18 protein-coding genes, 1 tRNA gene and 1 pseudogene are annotated in these 19,491 nt (G+C 60.9%); 12 read left to right on the forward strand and 8 right to left on the reverse strand.

Translation table 11 applies throughout. From position 1 onward, the window contains the following. Positions 1–436 (reverse strand): annotated as a pseudogene (locus tag ABIZ35_RS26805) (DNA mismatch repair protein MutS); the annotation flags it as partial. A gap of 350 nt (positions 437–786) precedes the next feature. Between ABIZ35_RS26805 and ilvE the strand changes: the two are divergent. The 4 genes from ilvE (at position 787) to ABIZ35_RS26825 (ending at position 5,629) form a co-directional block, all read left to right on the forward strand. Then, positions 787–1,671: a branched-chain-amino-acid transaminase gene (gene ilvE, locus ABIZ35_RS26810; protein WP_348223009.1), complete on the forward strand. Its 885-nt coding sequence runs from the start codon at positions 787–789 to the stop codon at positions 1,669–1,671. A gap of 46 nt (positions 1,672–1,717) precedes the next feature. Continuing rightward, entirely contained in the window at positions 1,718–1,918 is a 201-nt protein-coding gene (locus ABIZ35_RS26815; RefSeq protein ID WP_348223010.1) for a hypothetical protein, read from the forward strand. Next, positions 1,887–2,969 (forward strand): ATP--guanido phosphotransferase, encoded by a 1,083-nt coding sequence (locus ABIZ35_RS26820; protein WP_348223011.1) that lies wholly within the window; start codon positions 1,887–1,889, stop codon positions 2,967–2,969. The genes ABIZ35_RS26815 and ABIZ35_RS26820 overlap by 32 nt, the downstream gene beginning before the upstream one ends. Positions 2,970–3,091: 122 nt before the next feature. Further along, positions 3,092–5,629: an ATP-dependent Clp protease ATP-binding subunit gene (locus ABIZ35_RS26825; protein ID WP_348223012.1), complete on the forward strand. Its 2,538-nt coding sequence runs from the start codon at positions 3,092–3,094 to the stop codon at positions 5,627–5,629. A gap of 54 nt (positions 5,630–5,683) precedes the next feature. Here the strand turns inward: ABIZ35_RS26825 and ABIZ35_RS26830 are convergent, their stop codons facing one another. Both ABIZ35_RS26830 and ABIZ35_RS26835 read right to left on the reverse strand, forming a co-directional pair. Then, a complete protein-coding gene (locus ABIZ35_RS26830; protein WP_348223013.1) occupies positions 5,684–6,340 on the reverse strand; it encodes a suppressor of fused domain protein in 657 nt (218 codons plus the stop codon). Positions 6,341–6,454: 114 nt separating this feature from the next. Continuing rightward, positions 6,455–6,544: transfer RNA gene (locus tag ABIZ35_RS26835), tRNA-Ser, on the reverse strand. Positions 6,545–6,744: 200 nt separating this feature from the next. Here ABIZ35_RS26835 and ABIZ35_RS26840 point away from each other — a divergent pair. The 6 genes from ABIZ35_RS26840 (at position 6,745) to ABIZ35_RS26865 (ending at position 10,620) form a co-directional block, all read left to right on the forward strand. Continuing rightward, positions 6,745–7,032 carry a PRC-barrel domain-containing protein gene (locus ABIZ35_RS26840; RefSeq protein ID WP_348223014.1) on the forward strand — a complete coding sequence of 96 codons (288 nt, stop codon included), beginning with the start codon at positions 6,745–6,747 and terminating at the stop codon, positions 7,030–7,032. Positions 7,033–7,059: 27 nt separating this feature from the next. Then, positions 7,060–7,365 (forward strand): hypothetical protein, encoded by a 306-nt coding sequence (locus tag ABIZ35_RS26845; RefSeq protein ID WP_348223015.1) that lies wholly within the window; start codon positions 7,060–7,062, stop codon positions 7,363–7,365. A gap of 142 nt (positions 7,366–7,507) precedes the next feature. Then, the gene (locus tag ABIZ35_RS26850) at positions 7,508–8,023 is read left to right on the forward strand and encodes a VanZ family protein (RefSeq protein WP_348223016.1); all 516 of its coding nucleotides are present in this window, start codon (positions 7,508–7,510) and stop codon (positions 8,021–8,023) included. Further along, complete coding sequence (locus ABIZ35_RS26855; RefSeq protein ID WP_348223017.1) at positions 8,020–9,375, forward strand: amidohydrolase family protein; 1,356 nt, start codon at positions 8,020–8,022, stop codon at positions 9,373–9,375. The genes ABIZ35_RS26850 and ABIZ35_RS26855 overlap by 4 nt, the downstream gene beginning before the upstream one ends. An 80-nt stretch (positions 9,376–9,455) precedes the next feature. After that, the gene (locus tag ABIZ35_RS26860; protein WP_348223018.1) at positions 9,456–10,136 is read left to right on the forward strand and encodes a CPBP family intramembrane glutamic endopeptidase; all 681 of its coding nucleotides are present in this window, start codon (positions 9,456–9,458) and stop codon (positions 10,134–10,136) included. A gap of 97 nt (positions 10,137–10,233) precedes the next feature. After that, entirely contained in the window at positions 10,234–10,620 is a 387-nt protein-coding gene (locus ABIZ35_RS26865) for an STAS domain-containing protein (protein ID WP_348223019.1), read from the forward strand. 62 nt (positions 10,621–10,682) lie between these two features. Here the strand turns inward: ABIZ35_RS26865 and ABIZ35_RS26870 are convergent, their stop codons facing one another. The 5 genes from ABIZ35_RS26870 to priA all read right to left on the reverse strand — a co-directional run bounded on the left by ABIZ35_RS26870 (position 10,683) and on the right by priA (position 17,496). Continuing rightward, complete coding sequence (locus tag ABIZ35_RS26870) at positions 10,683–12,971, reverse strand: hypothetical protein (RefSeq protein ID WP_348223020.1); 2,289 nt, start codon at positions 12,969–12,971, stop codon at positions 10,683–10,685. 34 nt (positions 12,972–13,005) lie between these two features. Further along, the gene (locus ABIZ35_RS26875) at positions 13,006–13,356 is read right to left on the reverse strand and encodes a tetratricopeptide repeat protein (RefSeq protein ID WP_348223021.1); all 351 of its coding nucleotides are present in this window, start codon (positions 13,354–13,356) and stop codon (positions 13,006–13,008) included. Beyond that, positions 13,340–14,317 carry a methionyl-tRNA formyltransferase gene (gene fmt / locus ABIZ35_RS26880; protein WP_348223022.1) on the reverse strand — a complete coding sequence of 326 codons (978 nt, stop codon included), beginning with the start codon at positions 14,315–14,317 and terminating at the stop codon, positions 13,340–13,342. The genes ABIZ35_RS26875 and fmt overlap by 17 nt, the downstream gene beginning before the upstream one ends. Before the next feature lies 1 nt (position 14,318). After that, positions 14,319–14,888, reverse strand: a complete 570-nt coding sequence (def, locus tag ABIZ35_RS26885) for a peptide deformylase (protein ID WP_348223023.1) — start codon at positions 14,886–14,888, stop codon at positions 14,319–14,321. Between the two features lie 67 nt (positions 14,889–14,955). Then, positions 14,956–17,496 carry a primosomal protein N' gene (priA, locus tag ABIZ35_RS26890; protein WP_348223024.1) on the reverse strand — a complete coding sequence of 847 codons (2,541 nt, stop codon included), beginning with the start codon at positions 17,494–17,496 and terminating at the stop codon, positions 14,956–14,958. Between the two features lie 73 nt (positions 17,497–17,569). Between priA and ABIZ35_RS26895 the strand changes: the two genes are divergently transcribed. Together ABIZ35_RS26895 and ABIZ35_RS26900 are read left to right on the forward strand one after the other, a co-directional pair. Beyond that, a complete protein-coding gene (locus ABIZ35_RS26895; protein WP_348223025.1) occupies positions 17,570–19,258 on the forward strand; it encodes a Ppx/GppA phosphatase family protein in 1,689 nt (562 codons plus the stop codon). Between the two features lie 38 nt (positions 19,259–19,296). Beyond that, the coding region (locus tag ABIZ35_RS26900; protein ID WP_348223026.1) for a hypothetical protein at positions 19,297–19,491 on the forward strand (195 nt) is incomplete at its 3' end.

Here is a 19,491-nt window from a genome sequence, read left to right on the forward strand (position 1 = left end):
TGCGCGCAGCGCAGATCAACTCAAACAGGGAATTGCGCCCGAAGACGTCCAGGTCGATGGCGTAGGGATGCCGAGGGTCAAGAAAGCGAGCGCCGTCGTTGCCCTTGCCGACCCAGCGCCCTGTCAATCGGTCTAGTCCCTTTTGATAGTAGTCACGGGCGCGCGTCGCCTGTTCAAGTCGCTGTCCGACACGTTCATGGATGATCCACAGCGCGATGAAAACGGCGCCGAACGGGACAGGGATCCACCCAGGCGCCTGGTGCGTGAAGAGCGCCGGCCAGCAGGCGAGGAGGCCAGCGGCGAAGGAAAGAAATCGCCAGAGGGCGAGTTTTCCATCTTGGCCGGAAAGCTGCTGGACACTGGATTGAAATCGGTCAAAGCGGGATTGGTACTCGGATTGAGGAGTCGTGGAAGCGGGTGTGGGTTCTGTTATCATGGTATGGCCTTCCATTACGCCGCTCAGGGGCGCGACTCCTGCCACTGATGAACGCATCAATGTTTCCACAGCTGAAGCAGTGGTCTAGTCAGGGGTTAAGGCGGCTGAAGCCGACTGCCGGATTTCAGACTTTGGCGAACGCTTATCGTCTCAGGTTCTAAGCTGATTAGCCTGCTTTAGCATGCTTACCCCTGATTAGACCACTGCTTCAGCTGTGGGGCGCAGACCGCCGGATTGCGGACTGTGGGCGAACGCCGCTCTCGTCGTCGCTGGCAGCTATCGTGGCCCGGACTTGAACAATACACGCCGCCATGCTATACTGAGATTATCATTTGCTAGGAGGGCCGGAGATGTCCGAGCCGCAATTTGCGTGTATCAATGGTGAGCTGATTCCCAAGGAAAAGGCGTTCGTTCCGCTGTATGACCACGGAATGCTTTATGGAGACGGTCTGTTCGAAGGGATTCGTGTTTACAATAATCGCGTCTTCAAATTGGACGAGCACGTCGCGCGGCTATACTTTTCGGCGAAAGCGCTGAACATCGAATTAGCTATTGATAAGACGGCCATGATCGCCGACATCGTCAAGACCGCCAAGGCGAACGGGCATGTCAACGGCTATATCCGCGTCACCGTCACGCGCGGCGAGGGGTTGGGACTGGACCCAAAACACCTCAAGGGCAAGGCGAACGTTTATATCTCCTGTGAACAGCTCGCGCTCTACCCAAAAGAGATGTATGAGAACGGCCTGATCGTCGTCACGGTCTCGACCCGCCTGCCGTCGCCCGATGTGATCGACCCGCGCGTCAAATGCACCGGCAAGTACATCAACAATATTATGGCGAAGGCCGAAGCCAATCGTTACGGCGCTGGCGAAGGTCTGATGCTCACCCGTGAGGGCTATGTGGGGGAGGCGACGGGAGATAATATCTTCCTAATCAAGAACGGCGCCATCACCACGCCGCCGGCGTCAATCGGCATTCTGCAGGGCATTACGCGCGACACCGTGATCGATCTGGCGCGCGGCTTTGGAATCGCAGTGTCCGAGCCGATCATCACGCAGTACGATGTCTACAACGCCGATGAGGTGTTCCTGACGGGAACCGCGGCCGAGGTCATCCCGGCGGTCCACTTCGACGGACGCGATATCGGCGACGGTAAGCCCGGCCCGATTACCCGGAAATTGATCGCGGCGTACCGCGATCTGACGCAATCGACCGGCACACCGGTCGCCTGAGCCCTTTCGCCGCTCGGCTGTGTCCTATTATTGTGAGATAACGACAATGGCGAACACAGCCGAGGGCGGCGAAGCGGGAGAAGGACAAGGACCGGAAGCCGTGTGCCGGCAGTGCGGTTTGACCCGAGCGAATCTTTACCAGGACGGCCATATGGGCTGCGCTGGCTGCTACGAAGTATTCGAGGGCGAAGTGCTGCACGCCCTGTGGCGCATCCATGGCGCCGTGGACCATATTGGAAAAGCGTGATGCGAGCCTGCCGATCTGGACGAGCGAAGCGGGATGGACAGCCGATGTCATCCTCTCCACGCGCGCTCGGTTGGCGCGCAATCTGAGCGGTTTTCCCTTTCCAGGAAGAGCCGATGCAGCCACTCTGGGGCGTGTGGCGCAGGTGGTGATCGTCGCGAACAAGCGACGGAGTAAGGGCGAAACTGCCCTGAAGGCCGTAGCGATCGACCGGCTGACCGCCCCGCAGCGCGCAGCGCTGATTGACCGGCATTTGATCAGTGTCCAACACGCGACGGCGGGGCCATCGCGCTGGGCGCTGGTCGATGACCGCCACACCGCCAGTGTGATGGTCAACGAAGAAGACCACCTGCGAATCCAGGCAATTTTACCGGGGTTGCAGCTCAGCGGCGCCTGGAAGATCGCCGATGAGCTTGACGATCGCCTTGCGGAAGATTTAGATTACGCCAAGCACAGTCGTTACGGGTTCTTAACCTCATCGCTGGCGAACTGCGGTACCGGGATGCGCCTCTCCGTGATGGCGCATCTGCCGGGACTGACGCTTTCTGGGAAATTGGACGACGCGCTGTCGGCGGCCCGAACGCTCGGCGTGACGGTGCGGGGCAGCTATGGAGAGAATGTAGCGATGGCGGGCGATGTCTACCAGCTTTCCAACGCAGTCAGCCTCGGACTGACCGAGCGCCAGATCCTGGCCCGTCTCTCGGCGGTAACGACCTTCATTGTGGCGGACGAGCAGGCGGCCCGGGAACTTTTGTGGCGGAACGAGCGTTCGGTAATTACCTCCAAAGTGACGGAGGCGCTCGCAAAGCTCGGCGAATCCAGCCGGCTTTCCGCTTCGGACGCGATGTCTATTCTCTCGATGCTGCGTCTCGGCGATGAGATGGGAATGGAGACAGGGGCGTCCCGCGCGGTCTTTCGCGAGCTTTTAGTTTCGATGCGCATCGGGACCGAATTCGTTTCCGGAATAAATGCGCAAAATACTTTCTACGAAGAGAACCGCCGGCCCGCTTTGATCCGTAATGTAATCAGAGCGCAGCGACATGGAGCCCGATAAGTAACTGCTGAGGATTGTGGGAAAAAACTGGCGATTCTGCCGGTGAAATAGGGAACAATAGGATATCCTCAAGTTTCGGGCACGAAATACGGCGAACGGCAAAATACGGGAGAAGAAATAAAATGTGGCAACGATTCACGGAGCGCGCCCGTAAGGTCGTGTTTTATGCACAGGAAGAAGCGGGCCGCCTAGGTGAGAATTACGTTTCCACCGAGCACCTGCTGCTGGGATTGGTCCGCGAGAACGACAGCGTGGCCGCCCGCATCCTGGATCGGATCGGCGTGAGCCTCGGACGCATCCGCTCGGAAATCGAGCGCCAGGTGTCGCGCGGCGACGGTCGGCTTGGCCAGGACATGCAGCTGACGCCCCGCGCCAAGCGGGTCATCGACCTCGCCTACGACGAGGCGCGCCAGCTGAACAACAACTACATCGGCACGGAGCACCTGTTGCTCGGCCTGATCCGCGAGGGCGAAGGACTGGCCGGACGCGTGCTGTCCAAGCTGGGCGTCGATCTTGAGAGAACGAGGCGGGAAGTCATGCACCTCCAGGAAGGCGGCGGCGAGGCGGGCGCGAACAGCCCGGCGCGAACGCCCGCGAAGACCCGCACCCCGACCCTGGACGAGTTTGGCCGTGACCTTACGGAACTCGCGCGCAATGAGAAGCTGGATCCGGTCATCGGCCGCGCCAGCGAGATCGAGCGCGTCATCCAGATCATCTCCCGTCGTGTTAAGAACAACCCGTGTTTGCTCGGTGAACCGGGCGTCGGCAAAACGGCCATTGCTGAAGGTCTCGCCCAGCGGATCGTCATGGGCGATATCCCGGACTTCCTCAAGGACAAGCGCGTCGTTGCTCTGGACCTCGCTGCTTTGGTCGCAGGCACCAAGTACCGGGGTGAGTTCGAAGAGCGCATGAAGCGCGTCATGGAAGAAGTCCGTAAGGCGCAGGGAGAAGTGATTCTCTTTATCGACGAGCTGCACACGCTGGTCGGGGCCGGTGCGGCGGAAGGCGCCATCGACGCCTCTAATATCATGAAGCCGGCTCTGGCGCGTGGCGAGCTGCAATGCATCGGCGCGACGACCTTGGACGAGTACCGCAAGTACGTGGAGCGCGACGCCGCCCTGCAGCGCCGTTTCCAGGCCATCCAGGTCAAGGAGCCGTCAGTCGAGGACGCCATCGAGATCCTGAAGGGCCTGCGCGCCCGATACGAGCAGCATCACAAGGTGGAGATCACCAACGATGCGCTGGAAGCCGCCGCTCGTCTGTCCGATCGTTATATCTCGGACCGGTACCTGCCGGACAAGGCCATCGACCTGATCGACGAAGCGTCGTCCCGGGTCCGCCTGCGCGGCGCCATGCCGCCGCAGGAACTGCGCGACGCCAAGATCGAGCTGAACGCCGTTCAAAAAGAGCTAAGCAGCCTGCCAAACAACCGCCAGTACGACAAGGCGTATGAGCTTCAGGCGCGCCGCCGTGAACTGGAAGAGAAGGTGCAGGAGCTCGACGAGGGCTGGCAGGAAACGCGCAAGAATGCGAAGCAGTCCGTGGACGAAGATGAAATCGCACAGATCGTCTTCTCCTGGACCGGCATTCCCGTCTCTCGCCTGGTCGAAGCCGAAACGCAGAAGCTCTTCCGTATGGAAGATGAACTGCACAAGCGGATCATCGGTCAGCACGAAGCGATCGAAGCGATCGCCAAAGCCGTCCGACGGTCACGCTCCGGACTTCGAGACGCCAAGCGCCCGATCGGCTCGTTCATCTTCCTGGGCCCCACGGGCGTCGGCAAGACGGAATTAGCGCGTGCGCTGGCGGCCTATCTCTTCGAGAAGGAAGAGAACCTGATCCGCATCGACATGTCCGAGTACATGGAGAGCTTCGCCGTCTCGCGATTGGTCGGAGCGCCTCCCGGATACGTTGGCTACGATGAGGGCGGTCAGCTTTCCGAAGCCGTACGCCGCAATCCGTACTCGGTCGTGCTGCTTGACGAGATCGAAAAGGCGCATCCGGAAGTCTACAACTTGCTGCTGCAAGTGATGGAAGACGGACGACTGACCGACTCGCACGGCCGCGTCATCGACTTCAAGAACGTGATCCTGATCATGACGAGCAACATCGGCGCGCGTTCCATCCAGGGCGAGCGTGAGATGGGCTTCCGCGGGACGGCTGGCGACAAGACAGCCGCCGACATCGCGCGGCAGATGGAAAGCGTCAAGGGACGGATCAACGACGAGCTGAAGCGCGTCTTCCGCCCGGAGTTCCTGAACCGCGTGGACGAGACGATCGTCTTCCACCCGCTCTCGGCCGATGAGATCAAGCAGGTCGTCAGCTTGATGCTGGACCGTGTGAGCAAGCAGGTCTCGCAAAAGGGCATGGACTTCGAAGTCACCGAAAAGGCGAAGGAAGTTCTGGCGAAGGAAGGCTACGATCCGCAGTACGGAGCGCGCCCGCTGCGCCGCGCCGTGCAGCGATTGGTCGAAGACCCGCTGTCCGAGGAAGTTCTGCTTGGTAAGTTCCAGGCAAACGACACCATCCTGGTGGACGCGGACGACGACAACAAGATCGTCTTTCGCAAAGGCGCCCCGATGGGACTGGACAGCGATCCGACCCCGGAAACGACGACCACGGAGACATCCGAAGCTCCGATCGCCTCAACGATCGAATAAAAACTAAAAATCCCCCTCGAAGCCAGGCTTCGAGGGGGATTTTTTTGTTTTAGACTAGGATCCCGTCACAGCGTTGGGTCGGTGCAGGTCGACAACCATGGTAGCGCCGATAGCCGCCATGGCCGCAAATAGCGGACGGATCCCCTGGGCGACTTCGAAATCTCGCTCCTCGGTATACAACGGGTTCATGGAATAGAATGCGATCTGACGCCCGTCCCGGCACGAGACGGTCCCGGCAGCGTCGGTCTCGCGGATCAGAAGCAGACAGCTCAGTTTTGTGTTTGGAGCGAGTGGCTGTGGCGGTTCGTCATTGGCGATGATGGGGTAAGGCCCGCCGAGCCAGGTGTCGTTCTCATGCGGGTACCAGGCGATCTGTCTGAGCCATTTGTATGGCCAGGAGAAATTCTCGTTTCGAAGCGCCTGCTCGGTCGTCGGCCAGTCGGAAGGCAACTGAATGAGCAATTCCGTGTATCGGAACTCATCCCCTCCTGCGGGCACGTTCTGAGGACGATCGCTCATTCCTGTCGTAAACAGGGTAAGCGGCCCCTCTGGACTGCGGGGCGGAATCGCATGGATGGCGATGCCGCTCGAAAGAACAATCTCGACCAGCGCCTGTTTCTGCACCGGCCCGTAGTGCTGCTCCATGTGCTGAACGATATCTTCGTGTGACTGTTTAAGCTTTCCGCTGTCCGTCTTTGATAAAAACGACATGAAATATCCTCAGTCTTCAAAAGCTTTGCCGTACGATGAGGTGGATGAGAAACACGAAAAGGAGAAGAGACGGGGCCAGCAAAGGCCCCATCTGCTGAATGCTGCGGCGAATGATGGAGGAGAGAGTGGGATTCGAACCCACGGTAAGCTTGCACCTACGACTGTTTTCAAGACAGTTCCGATCGACCACTCCGGCATCTCTCCACAGTCGTGGATCTCTCAGCGCCGCGTCAACGATTGTTATTATACGCATTTTGGAGTGACGCTGTCAACTGGAAGCCTTATTGATTGTGAGGGAACAAGAAACGCGTTTACCTCGTCTGCTAGGTGGGAATAACATAACATCGCGCGGGCTTCGCGGTCGTGGTAACGCGCAATATTTCGCCCAGGAAGATGACGATCTTATGGAACAAGGAAGCTATCTGTTGATCGAGCCAGGGATGGCGGTGCACGGTTCGGACGGTTCTCACCTCGGCTCCGTTTCGGAGCTTGTGGCGGACACCGGAGCCGACATCTTCCGGGGCATTGTGGTGCAGCATGGATTGCTCATCCACAAGCATGGATATATTAGCGCGGAAAACCTCGTCAGCGTTGTCGGTAACGATATTACGACCAGCATTTCCAAAGAGCAGTTCGACCAGCTGCCGGCTCAGCCGGCGCCAGCCGCTGTCACTTCAGATAATCTCACGTAACTCTCATATCACAAGGAAGAAAAACAAATGACACGAGTTTCACCATTCGCCATTGCCGGAGCGCTCGCCGTCTGCGCGCTTTCGTCCATTGCCCCCGCCGCGCATGCCGACAGCCAGAAGAACAAGAATAACTGGCGTAACGGCGCCATCGCCGGCGCCGCTGTCGGCGCTTACGGCCTGACGCACCACAATAATACGCTGGGCGTTATCGGCGTCGCCGGCGCCGCGTACTCCGCCAAGAAGTACGAAGACGAGCGCAAGAGCCAGTCCCGCGCCTCCCGCGCCCGGGCTCGGTACCATCGCGCCCATCGCCGCACCCACCGCGCGCGCTAAGTAATCACGTAAAAAGGGCCGGCCACGGATGGCCGGCCCTTTTTGTATGTGTGGCCTCTTTCATTCTTGACATTCGTCAGTAAGTGCGGTATCGTACATCAGCACATCTGAGCGGCCTCGCCGGCGATTTTCGATACCACCCATGACCTCACGACGCTTTCTTCGCGACATCTTCCCCGTTCTGCTTTGGCTGGGCGTCATCTTCTTTCTCTCCACCGACAACGGTTCCGCAAATCATACGAACTCATTTCTCGACCGTGCATTGCAATTCATCTCCGGCGGCGCGATTCGCTTGACTGCCGCCCAACTGGATGTTTGGCATTATTGTGTGCGCAAAGCGGCGCATATGTCAGAATATTTGATTCTGGCCGCACTGACGGTTCGCGCCATTGCCAAAAGTCAATGGGGAGAGGTAAGACCTGGACGTATGGCGCTGCTCGCCTGGGGCTTCGCGACATTCTATGCGATGACGGACGAGTTCCATCAGCGCTTTGTCAGCTCCCGCACGCCCAAAGCTACCGATGTCCTGTTCGATTCGTTCGGCGCGCTTCTCGGTGTCGGAGTTGCTTTCGGAATCACCTATTATCGCCGCACAAGGCGAACACGATCTGCTGAGACACGCGTCGCGCGGCCCCAGAGCTTGAACGAAACATCATGAGCAATCATACTTATCGCGCAAAATGGATTGTCCCAGTCGACGCGCCGCCGATCGAAGATGGGGAAGTCGTGGTCGAAGACGGGGGCATCGCCGCTGTTCGGCACCGTAGCGTCGGTTCGGACAATGTTCGCGACTTTGGCGACGCGGTTCTTATGCCCGGCTTTGTGAACGCGCACACTCACTTGGAATACACCGTGCAGCGTGGCTTTCTGGAAGATGTCCCGTTTTTCCCATGGGTTCGCGCGCTGAATGCCGCCAAGGCGCATCTGTCTCCCGAAGATTGGCTTCTGTCGTCTCGCCTGGGCGCCATGGAGTGCATCGCCGGCGGGATCACGACCATTGGAGATAACACGGACGCCGGCGTCACCATGCGTGTCGCATCAGAAACGGGGCTTAGGGCGACGATCTATCAAGAGATTTTTGGAATTGATGACCGTGAGCCAATAGATCCGATCTTAGCGGCGCTGCGCGCTAAGATCGAGGCGCACCGACGGCTTGCGTCGGATCGCGTGCGCGTCGGCGTTTCCCCGCATGCGCTTTATACGCTGCGTCCGGAGCTGCTGCGCGCACTGGTTGAGTATATGCGCGAGGAACAGCTGCCGTCGAGTATTCATATTGCCGAATCTCCCGCCGAGACCGCGCTGACGGAGCTGGGCGAGGGACCGTTTTGGGAGATGTATCTGCGGCGCGGCATCACCTGGGAGCCGCCGCGTATGTCGCCGACACACTATGCGGAGGCGTTAGGTCTTCTGGGCGAGGGAACGCTGGCGATCCACTGCGTGCAGCAGGACCACGCTGACAGCGACGCCGTCGCCGCCTCAGGCGCGTCGATCATCCACTGTCCCAAGAGCAACGCCAAGCTCGGCGCGGGGATCGCGCCGCTGGCGCATTGGCTGAAGACCGAGGGATTGACCGTTGGACTTGGCACGGACAGCGCCGTTTCCAACAACACTCTGGACATGTTCGAGGAAATGCGCATGGCGCTGCTGATGCAGCGCGGCGTCCGCCAGAATGTGGAGGCCGTGTCGGCGCGCGACGTTCTGCGGATGGCGACGCTGGGCGGCGCCGAGGCGATGGGGTGGGGCGCCGTCACGGGATCGCTGACGCCGGGCAAGCGCGCCGACCTCATCGCTGTGTGTCTTGACCATCCGCACACGACTCCAGCGACCGACCCCGTGAGCGCTCTGGTTTATTCCGCCCGCGCCGACGATGTTGTCATGACGATGTGCGACGGCGAAACGCTGTACGACGAAGGCGCATGGCGCACGATCGATGAGACCGGGACGCTATCGGCCGCGCGCGAGATCCGCGCGCGCCTCGCCGACGCCGCCAAGAAGGAGACTTCGCCATAGCCAGGAAATCCAAGACAAAAACCGAACCCGCGCAAAAAGGCTTTCATGGATCGGATTCGCTCACCGGCTGGACGACCTTTGTGGTCGGCGCCGTCGTGGTCCTGTATCTCTTCATGACCAACGGCGATCCCAAGTCGCCCGAAGCGTACTGGCTGACCAATAACGGCTTGTGTCTCTGGATCCCGCTGATGGCGATCCTATTGATCCTCAAGCAGGACCCATCGCATTTCGGACTGCAAAGCGGAGACCGCAAGCTTGGGATGAAGTGGGCGTTGATCCTCTGGGCGGCGATGCTGCTGCCGCTGATCGTTGCCTCATCCCGCCCGGAGTTCCGTGATCAATACCTCAGCCATCGCCTAAGCCGGGATCAGCCGGGCGTCGGCGAAGTTTATAACACGATCTCGAAGGTTGTGAGCATCAAAGCGCTCATATACTACGAACTGGCGATGGCGTTCTATATGTTCTGCTGGGAATTCTTCTTTCGGGGATTTCTGCTCTTTGGGTTCCAGAAGACGCGGCTGGGGACATGGGGGGCGGTGATCCTGCAGGCGCTGCCGTTTATGCTGCTGCACTGGTCGCTGACTCCGGGCGCCGCGAAGCCGCCGCTGGAGATTCTAGGATCGTTTCCGGCGGCGATTATTTTAGGAATCCTCGCCGTTCGCACACGATCGATGGTCTATGGTTTTGTCGCGCATTGGGGTGTTTCGGCTTCGATGGACCTGGTGCTGCTGGCTCCGTTTATTTTCAGACATATTGGGTAAAATGAGAGCACGATTGGCTGTCCGGTCGGTAAGTGTCGATTAAATGCGAATCTGACGGCGCGTAAGCCGCTCGTCAAAATCTAAGGGTGGGTGTTACATGGAGAATTTAAGGATCGAAACGAATCTTCGTTTCCTCCAGGACGTTCCGGTGCTGGATGTCGTGGGTGAAATCGACATCTACACCACGCCGCAATTCAAAGACGCCGTCAACAAGGCCATTGATGAAGTCGGTCCAGCGATTGTCATCAACATGGCGAGCGTCACTTACATGGACAGCAGCGGATTCGGCACGCTTCTTTCTGCGACCAAACGCCTGCGACCGATGAACGGCGCACTTTATCTGGTAGGCTGCAATGAAGCCATCACGCGGATGCTGCAAATCACACGTCTGAACACGATTTTTGGCGTCTATGACTCCGAGAATGAAGCCGCTGCCGCCGCGAAGGAGCAGCTGGCGTCCAGCCCAACGATCGCCGTCCCTTAAGTCGTGATCGGTCCAGTTCTTAGGCTACAATGACTTCGGATAAGCGTGTTGTACGACCGTGATTACGGCCGTGCGGCGCGCTTTTGTTTTGTCGTTGCCTGCGAAATTGTGAACGCCAATAAAGCGCACGCCATGCACAGAGCGTACATGCCGACCTGGACGGAGCTGGGCGCGTATCGCATCTCGATCTGCTCACCTCTCCGTATCACCTCTCGAACTCCCGATACCGTTTGGAACACCTGTGGTCCATGTGCAACCATCGCTGCGGTCCTGCTGCGGCGTGCGCGCCAGCCTGGGAACCACTGATCGTTGACGACGACCCCTTGCGGCGAGTCGTTTGCGGCAGTCAGTATCAAACGGTTTGGCCCATCGTTTACGGATGTGCGCGGCGCGGCGGACTTGTCCTCATAGACATAGCCGTCAGCGCCCGTGTACACGGACGTAATCGCGGTGTCGGATGTGGGAAGCGGCTCGCGGGAGACGAGATAGCGCGCGGAGGCCATGCGCGACAGTTCGGTCCCGAAGCCGCGTGTGAAGACCATGTTGCCGTTTTCCTGTGGCGAGGGGGGCTTGCCATCGCCGTTTATGGCCGCCGCGAACGCCATATACTGGCCCGGGAAGAGCGAGTCGTATCCCTGGGTGTCGTAAAGGCCGTAGACGATGGCGGCGTTCGGCGGCAGGATCGCGCGCGGGGGATGCGTGGGATCGATGCTCCAGCTGCTGTTCACCGGCATGATCCGGTCGGTTCCCGCATGCTGCTGGAGGAAGGCGATCAGCGGCGTCGTGGGGTAGACGTTCGCCGGGACAGTGGAGCGGTTATAACCGATCCCGGCCAGCAGCAGGTCCAGCGCAAGGATTACGACTAGGCCGCCCCCCGCCATGCGCGGCGTCATTTTGGCGCCGCGCGCGAGGTACAGGAGGATCCCGGCGGCGAACAGAAGTCCGACCGGAAGACGCCACAAGTCGCCCTCCGTCGCAAGAATGGTCGAGATCGCGCCTGCCGGGGCATTCTTGCCGATCCACCAGAACGTGTATCCCGTGACAATCACTAAGAGCGCCAGCAGTGCGCCGCCGGCTTTGGCAAGCAGCGCGGCGGGCTTCGTTTCACGCAGTTGGCCGATTACGGCCTGAGCGCCGTACGCCGCCAGAATGGCGGCGCAGAACGACCAGAGAACGAGAATGCGGCCCGGCGATCCAGTCTGCGCGAAGCCCGGGATGCCGAAGAACAGGACGGCGTCGACGGGCGTGCCGGTTGCGATCAGCAGCGACAGGGCGGCGCATACTCCGAAGAATCGTATCGGCTTACTCGGGCGCCAGCCGGCGATCAGCCCCACGAGCGCCAGCAGCAGCGCCGGCACGCCCACATACGCGGCGTTCTCGGCGTAGTTCGTGTAGCCCCAATAACTCCCCACGGTGGGGTTGCCAAAGAAGTCCGGCGCGAAGATCGACGCCAGATGGTAGGCCGGAACCGCGAGCTTGGTGTAGCCCTGATATCCTTCCCACGTCGGTGTTCCGCCAATACGGTGCGACATCCGCGATAGCTCTACCGATGGCAGCAGCTGCGCTGCGCCGATCAGGAGCATGATCCCGGCCGCAAGCCCCGCGCTCCCCAGCAGCGCCTTGCGGCTGCGTCCGCGCGCCGAGGGCAGCGCGATACAGAGCGCATAGGCTCCCACCAGCAGATAGCAATACAGGCAGATCTGGAGATGTCCGGCCAGCAGCATCAGCCCGAGGCTCGCGCCGAGCATCGTGGCTCGGAGCGGGGTGGGGCGGTCGGCAAGGCGCTGGGTCAATAGCAGCGCCAAAGGGAGCCAGGTCGAGACGCAAAGAAATGTCGGCAAGGCCAGCCATGAGACCTGCCACGTGCAGAGCTGCCAGACTACCGCGCCCGCCAGCGCCGCGCTGCGGCTCAAGCCAAGCGGAGACGATCGGAGAAACGCATAGAGAAAGACGCCCGTGAGGAAGAGGTGCAGCAGGACGCTCACGCCAAACGCCGCCGTGACGGGCAGCACAACGAAGAGCGTATTGAACGGGTAGAAAATGGCGGACTGCGAGTTGCCCACGAATGGGGTCCCGCAGAATTGGTGTGGGTTCCAGAGGGGGAGGTAACCCTCATGGATTGAGCGGGAGAGGAAGAAGCGCCAGGGATAGAACTCGGCCACGCCGTCCCACATCAGTGGGTTCCAGGGCGGCAGGTGCGTATCGGCGGCATTGCGCCAGGGCGCAATATCACGCTGGAGATCGGCGGGGACGAACGCTTCGCCCAGAAACACGACCCGCCAGAGCAGCAGGATCGGAAGCAGTGCAAGAATGAGCGCCGGCAGCGCGCTCATGCGAATGCGTGACATCATCGGGCGCCATCCAGTGTTGCGTATTGTTGTGAGGTCAGGGGAGATAAGTCAAGTTGCGCAGCGCGATGTCGTTTTCGCGGTCGCGCTCCAGGACACGCGCGAACTCCGCCTTGGCTTCGTCGTATCGCCCGAGCATGGTGTAGGTGAGCGCCAGGTCGTTGCGCGCCAGGATATTGGAAGGCGCCAATTGGGTCGCGGATTCCAGCTCCGACACGGATTCATCGAACATGCCGCTGAAACCGTAGACAAGGCCCAGCTGGTGGTGCGCTTCGGAGTGCTGCGGGTGATCCGCGAGGATCAAGCGAAATTCTTCCACGGCTTCGTCGTATCGCCCATCGATCTTGAAGGCGATGCCTCGCTGTATCCGTTCATCCAGCGTTTCCATCTGTCGCCCCCTGTGTGTCCTGTCGAACGATGCTCTCGAAACGGTCCCCATTAGCCACCCGCGCGCCGCGCGCCCAGGCGCCCGCCGCCATCCGTCCCTTGCTCTCCGGCTGCACTTCCCGCAGCAGCAGGCTCTGTGCGCCCGCGCCCACAGTCACTCCCGAGTTATCCACGGAGATCACGGCGCCCGGCTCGCCGCTCACATCCTCACGGACGCTCGCCTCGGTAATTTTGAGACGCTTGCCCTGCCAGATCGTGTAGGCGCCAGGCTTGGGCGTCACGCCGCGCATCAGATTGTGCAGTTCGCGTGCGGGCCTTGCCCAGTCGAACGCGCCGATATCCGGCGGCAGCGATGGGGACTGCGTGACCAGAGCGGGATCCTGAGGAATTCTCGGGCAATCGCCGCGCTCCAGGGCCGCCAGCGTCTCGATCAGCAGATCGGCGCCCAGCGCCGCGAGTTTGCCTTCGATCGTCCCCAAATTGTCTTCTTCCGTCAATGGAAGCACAGCGCGCATCAGCATGTCGCCGGTATCCAGACCGGCGTCCATCTGCATCGTTGTGACGCCGGTTTCGGCGTCGCCGGCCATCAATGAATACTGCATGGGCGCGGCGCCGCGCCAGCGGGGGAGCAGCGATCCGTGGACATTGATCCCGCCATAGCGAGGGATGTCGAGCATGCGCTGTGGGATCAGCTGTCCGAACGCGGCGACGACAAGACAATCCGGCTGCATTTCGCGGACGAACTCCACGAACGCCTTGGCGCGAACTTTTTCCGGCTGGTAGATCGGCAGATCCGCTTCGAGCGCCGCGATCTTTACGGGCGTGCTGGAAACGCGGCCGCCGCGTCCCTGCGGACGGTCCGGCTGCGTGACGACCCCGAGGATCGTATGCTTGGACTCATGAAGCAGGCGGTGAAGAGCGGGAACGGCGAAGGGCGATGTTCCGAGAAAAAGAATCTGCATATTATTCGCGCGTGCTGGGGGGCTCGCCCTCATCCTCGTCTTCGTCGCCGTCATCATCATCGTCGCCGCGTCCCCAGCGCAGAGAATCCGGGTCCGCGCGGTCGATGAATAGGATGCCTTCGAGGTGATCGAACTCGTGCTGGATCACGCGGGCGCCGAGGCCCTCTTCGCGCAGGCGGACCGGGTTGCCGTACTGATCCATGCCCTTGACGACCACTTCGTTGGCGCGCAGGACATCACCGTACAGGCCCGGAATGGAAAGGCAGCCCTCGACGCCCAGCTGCTCGCCTTTGCGCTGTAAGATCTTGGGGTTGATAATGGCGTGGAAGCCGTCTCCGGCGTCATAGACGAAGATGCGCTTCAAAATTCCAAGCTGCGGCGCGGCGAGACCGACTCCGTTGGCGTCGCGCATGATCGTCTCCATGCGGCTGACAAGCTCGGCGATGTCCTCGGTGAACTGCGCCACCGGCTTCGAGTTTTCCCGAAGGATACGTTCGCCTTCGCCTTCGTACTTCACGATAGGATCGTCGGCCCGGATCAATTCCGTCAATTTCGCGGCGGTCTTCGCCATGGATCGTGCTCTCCCGCAGGCCGACACAGCGGCGTATCTCTACGATATATATGAATACTAACCTTGATTATAGCATTGTGAGCGGATCAATATCAAGAGACAGGCCTTGCCGGTCCGAGGCGCTCAGGGCGCTCAGCATCCCCCGAAGCGCCTTGAGGAGCGTCGCCTTGCTGGGAGTGCGTGCGACGATATGCCATCGGTACCGATTGCGCAGGCGCGCCAGCGGGCATGTCACCGGCCCCAGCAGCGTCACCGGCAGGTTTTGTGTCTCAATCGATTGGCGCAATGTTTCCACGATGGTTTGACTGCGCGCGGCCGCCAGGGTTTCGTCTTCGTCCGAGATCACGAGGTTCGCCATATGGGAGAACGGCGGATAGCTGAGCTCCTGGCGCGTCTCGATCTCCTCGGCGTAAAAGTTTAAATAATCGTGTTCGGCGGCGCGCAGAACGCTCGTGTGCTCGGGGCTGAAGGTCTGCACGAACACTTCGCCGGGCCGTGTCCCGCGTCCCGCGCGCCCCGCGACCTGGGTCAGCAATTGGAACGCCCGCTCTCCGGACCGAAAGTCCGGGACATTCAAAGCCGTATCGGCGCTGACAACGCCCACCAGAGTGACATTCGGGAAGTCCAGCCCCTTCGCCACGATCTGCGTACCGATCAAAATATCCGCTTCGCCGCGTCGGAACGTGCGCAAGGTCTCCGCGTGCGCGCCCTTGCGAGCCATCGTGTCGCGGTCCATGCGCAGGGTACGCGCCTCCGGGAACGCTTGATGCACGGCCTCTTCGACTTTTTCTGTGCCCAGCCCAAAGGGCCGGATGCGCAGTCCGCCGCAGATGGGGCAGTCCGCCGGGGCGGGCGCGCGAAAGTCGCAGTGGTGGCACTGGAGCAGCCGCGCGCCGTGGTGATACGTCAGCGACACATCGCAGTTCGGACAGACCGGCGTGTGGCCGCAGTCCCGGCAGAGCAAAAACGTCGCGAAGCCGCGGCGGTTGAGAAACAGAATGGTCTGTTCCTGGCGTTCGAGACGATCTCCAATGGCGTCCATCAGCGCTTCGCTGAAGATCGAGCGCGCCGGCGATGGCGCTTCTTCCTCCGCGGCGCTCCCCTCGGTCTTCGGAGAGAACTTACGCTGCTCCGGCTTTTTACGAAATTCTTCCCTTAAATCGACGATATGAACCGGCGGCAGCGGACGGCTGCTGATCCGTTCGGACAGCGTCACCAGACCGTAACGTCCCGTTTTCGCCCGGTAGAAGCTTTCCAGCGACGGCGTCGCGCTTCCCAGTACGACAATGGCGCCCGAACGCTCCGCGCGTCGAAGCGCGGCGTCGCGAGCATGGTAGCGTGGGGAGGAGTCTTGTTTGTAGGAGCCGTCGTGTTCTTCATCCATCACGATCAGGCCCAGGCGCGTCACGGGTGCGAAGACCGCCGAGCGTGCGCCCAGCACCACGCGCGCGGCGCCGCTCTTGATGCGCTGCCATTCGTCGTACCGTTCGCCCAGCGACAGAGCTGAGTGCAGGACCGCGACATCGTCCTCGCCGAAGCGGGCCTTGAAGAGATCCAATAACTGAGTGGTCAGGCCGATTTCGGGGAGTAAGATCAGCGCGTTTTGACCCTGCGCCAGCGTGCGTGCGACCAAATCCAAATAGACTTCGGTTTTGCCCGAACCCGTAACGCCATGCAAAAGCGTCACGGAGCCATCCTGCAGGGCGATGTGCGCGCCAATCTCCTTTGTCGCTGTCGCCTGGGCGTCCGTGAGCGGCGGCGCGGTGTCGGAAACCATGCCGAAGAAGCGAAACGGGTTGCGCTGGACTGTCGCTTCGGCGTAGGCGGCAAGCCCCTTTTCGGCGAGCGCGCGGGCGGAGGCGTGCGCGCCCGGTCCGACGGCGATGCCGGCGTTCGGCGGCGCTCCTAATAATGAGGCTGGAGCAGAGCTTTCGATCAATGCGCGCAGCATCTCCGCCTGCTTCTTGGCGCGCGTTTTTTCCAGACGCGTCGCTTCTTCCTCGGCGACGTCTATGTCGACCGCCAGGCGCAAAACGCGCACCTTTTTTTCTCGCGCTTTGGGCAGGCTGACCGAGCGGGTTTCCGTCAGCACGCCTTTTTTGCGCAGTTCCGAAACGATCGGACCGACTTTGAGGGAGGGAAGAAGACGGGAGACCTGCGCCGGCGTCGCCGAACCGCCGAGGGAGGCCAGCGCGTCCGCCACCGCGTGTTGTGGTTGCGAGCGAGTTAGGGCGAGAAGGTCTCCCCAGTCGTCGGCGAGGGTCAGCGTCGTCTTGATCGCGCTCCCGAGCACTTCCGGCGCAATCAGCCGCACGGCCTCCTGCAAGTCGCAGAGGGTCTCCCGCGCGACCCACTCGGCCAGTTCAAAAAGCTCGCGGTCGAAGGCCGACCCGTTCTCGATCCGCGCCGTCACCGCCCGGATCTTCGCCGCCGCGATTTCCTCCGGCGGCTCGGCGCTGAGACCTACGACATAGCCCACCGCCAGCTGCCCGCTGAACGGAACCACCACGGCGTCTCCGATATGGAGCGTCATGGCGTCCGGAATCCGGTAGGTGAACGGCTGGTTCAAACCGGGCGCTTCAAGCTGAACGACGACTGCGGCGTACAATGGGGATTTCCTGACGATTGGGATGAGAGAGCTGTTGATGATTATACTCGGTCGGACGTGTTTGGCGATGTGATTGCCGTTCCAATCCGCGCTGGGAACTCTTCTTCCCCAGGATTCGCTATCCTTGACGGCGGCGCGCACGGAATGCTATGATATCCACCATATGCGTATCTTTGCAGCCATGGATATTGGAACGAATTCGATCCGTCTTGCGGTCGTGGAACTGCAGGAAGGACTTGCCTGGAATGTACTCGCGTCGCAGAAGCAAGTGGTGCGTTTGGGCGAAGGCGAGTTTGCGGAGACGCCGAAGCACCGGACGAAGAAATCCGGCGGCGAAGTCCGTCACAAATTGACCGAAGAGGCCATCGCGCGGGGCGCGCTGGTCTGCGCTCGCTTTGCGGAAGTCGCGCGTGGGTACGGCGCCACGGAAATCGTGGCGCTGGCGACGGCGGCGGCTCGCGAGGCGGACAATCGGGATGATTTTGTGGAGAAGGTGCGGGAGCTGGCCGATCTGGACGTGCGCGTTATTTCAGGCCAGGAAGAAGCCCGTCTGATCTATCTGGGCGTCTCCAGCGGAGTGGAGATCCCGGCCGGCAAGAAGGCGCTGTTTATCGACATCGGCGGCGGCTCGACCGAGCTGATCGTCGGCGATTCCAATCGTTTTTATTATCTGGACAGCTTGAAGCTGGGCGCCATTCGGATGACCTCGGGATTTGTCGACGATCCTTCGAAGCCCGTGTCGCCTGCGAACTGGGCGCTGCTCCAGCGCGAGGTGCAGTCCGCCCTGGCGCCGGCCGCGCGCGCCATCGCCGCCGAAGGGTTTTCGGTGATGTACGGCTCGTCCGGCACGGCGATTAATCTGGCGGAGATCGCTGCTCACGCAAGCGGCGGCGCGATCCCGACCTCGTTTCGCAATCATGAGCTTTTGCTGACTGATCTTCAGGCGATCACCAAGCGCCTCTGCGCGCTGCCGATGGAGCAGCGGCGGCGTGTGCCAGGGATCAACCCCGAGCGCGCGGACATTATTATCGGCGGCGCCGCGATTTTGCAGACAGTGATGGAGACGGTGGGCGCGACGAGCATCCGTATTTCCGATCGGGGAGTGCGCGAGGGGATCGTCGTCGACCATCTGCGGCGCGAAGCCGGCGGCGCCGCCGTGCATGAAACCGTGGGCGCGCGGCGCGGCTCGATCCAGCAGCTAATGCGTGCGACGAATGTGGATGAAGCGCACGCCCTGCATATCGTCCACCTGTCCCTGCGCCTGTTCGATCAGTGGAAGGCGCTCGGGCTGCACGATTACGGCCGGTCCCGCGAGCTTTTGGAGTACGCCGCGCTTCTTCATGATTGTGGCTTCTTTATCTCGCACACCGATCATCAGCAGCATTCGTACTATATCATCCGACACTCCGAGCTGCTCGGGTTCAATGACCGCGAAGTCGAGATCATGGCGTGTCTGGCGCTTTACCACCGTAAGGGCGTCCCGCGCATGAAGCATCCGACGTTTGAGAAGCTGGATGTGAAGACGCGCAAGCTCGTTCGAATCCTTTCCTGCGCTTTGCGTCTCGCCGAGGCGCTGGACCGTGGGCATCTTGCGCAGGTGAAAGATGTCCGCTGTCGGCGTCTCACGAAGCCGGACCGAATTCGGATGACATTGATCAGCTCCAGCGACGCGCAGCTGGAGTTCTGGGCTGCGCTGGCGCAGGCGCCCGCGTTCGAAAAGACCTTCGGCATGCCTTTGGACGTCCAGGTTGCTGGGGATTGACCGTACGTACGTCTATTGAGGAACCATAAGTCCGCACAATGCAGAGCCTTTCGCGAATATTCCGTCAGCCGAGTGTCCTGCCCTATCTGGCCTTGCTGGCCGTCGGCGCCGATACGCTTGGCGTTTACCGCTATCTCTCCCAGCGCGATTATCTGCTGAACCCCGTCTGGATTTACCTGGCGTTCTACACGCTTCTGTTTCTTTTGTATGCGTATGCCGGCGGGCGGATCGTC

The sequence above is a fragment of the Capsulimonas sp. genome (assembly GCF_039929585.1).
GTDB lineage: Bacteria > Armatimonadota > Armatimonadia > Armatimonadales > Capsulimonadaceae > Capsulimonas.

Excerpts from the sequence above, each read along its gene's own strand:
- ilvE (WP_348223009.1), top strand. The coding sequence starts at position 787 with ATGTCCGAGCCGCAATTTGCGTGTATCAATGGTGAGCTGATTCCCAAG.
- ABIZ35_RS26815 (WP_348223010.1), top strand. The coding sequence starts at position 1,718 with ATGGCGAACACAGCCGAGGGCGGCGAAGCGGGAGAAGGACAAGGACCG.
- ABIZ35_RS26820 (WP_348223011.1), top strand. The coding sequence starts at position 1,887 with ATGGCGCCGTGGACCATATTGGAAAAGCGTGATGCGAGCCTGCCGATC.
- ABIZ35_RS26825 (WP_348223012.1), top strand. The coding sequence starts at position 3,092 with ATGTGGCAACGATTCACGGAGCGCGCCCGTAAGGTCGTGTTTTATGCA.
- ABIZ35_RS26830 (WP_348223013.1), bottom strand. The coding sequence starts at position 6,340 with ATGTCGTTTTTATCAAAGACGGACAGCGGAAAGCTTAAACAGTCACAC.
- ABIZ35_RS26840 (WP_348223014.1), top strand. The coding sequence starts at position 6,745 with ATGGAACAAGGAAGCTATCTGTTGATCGAGCCAGGGATGGCGGTGCAC.
- ABIZ35_RS26845 (WP_348223015.1), top strand. The coding sequence starts at position 7,060 with ATGACACGAGTTTCACCATTCGCCATTGCCGGAGCGCTCGCCGTCTGC.
- ABIZ35_RS26850 (WP_348223016.1), top strand. The coding sequence starts at position 7,508 with ATGACCTCACGACGCTTTCTTCGCGACATCTTCCCCGTTCTGCTTTGG.
- ABIZ35_RS26855 (WP_348223017.1), top strand. The coding sequence starts at position 8,020 with ATGAGCAATCATACTTATCGCGCAAAATGGATTGTCCCAGTCGACGCG.
- ABIZ35_RS26865 (WP_348223019.1), top strand. The coding sequence starts at position 10,234 with ATGGAGAATTTAAGGATCGAAACGAATCTTCGTTTCCTCCAGGACGTT.
- ABIZ35_RS26870 (WP_348223020.1), bottom strand. The coding sequence starts at position 12,971 with ATGATGTCACGCATTCGCATGAGCGCGCTGCCGGCGCTCATTCTTGCA.
- ABIZ35_RS26875 (WP_348223021.1), bottom strand. The coding sequence starts at position 13,356 with ATGGAAACGCTGGATGAACGGATACAGCGAGGCATCGCCTTCAAGATC.
- fmt (WP_348223022.1), bottom strand. The coding sequence starts at position 14,317 with ATGCAGATTCTTTTTCTCGGAACATCGCCCTTCGCCGTTCCCGCTCTT.
- def (WP_348223023.1), bottom strand. The coding sequence starts at position 14,888 with ATGGCGAAGACCGCCGCGAAATTGACGGAATTGATCCGGGCCGACGAT.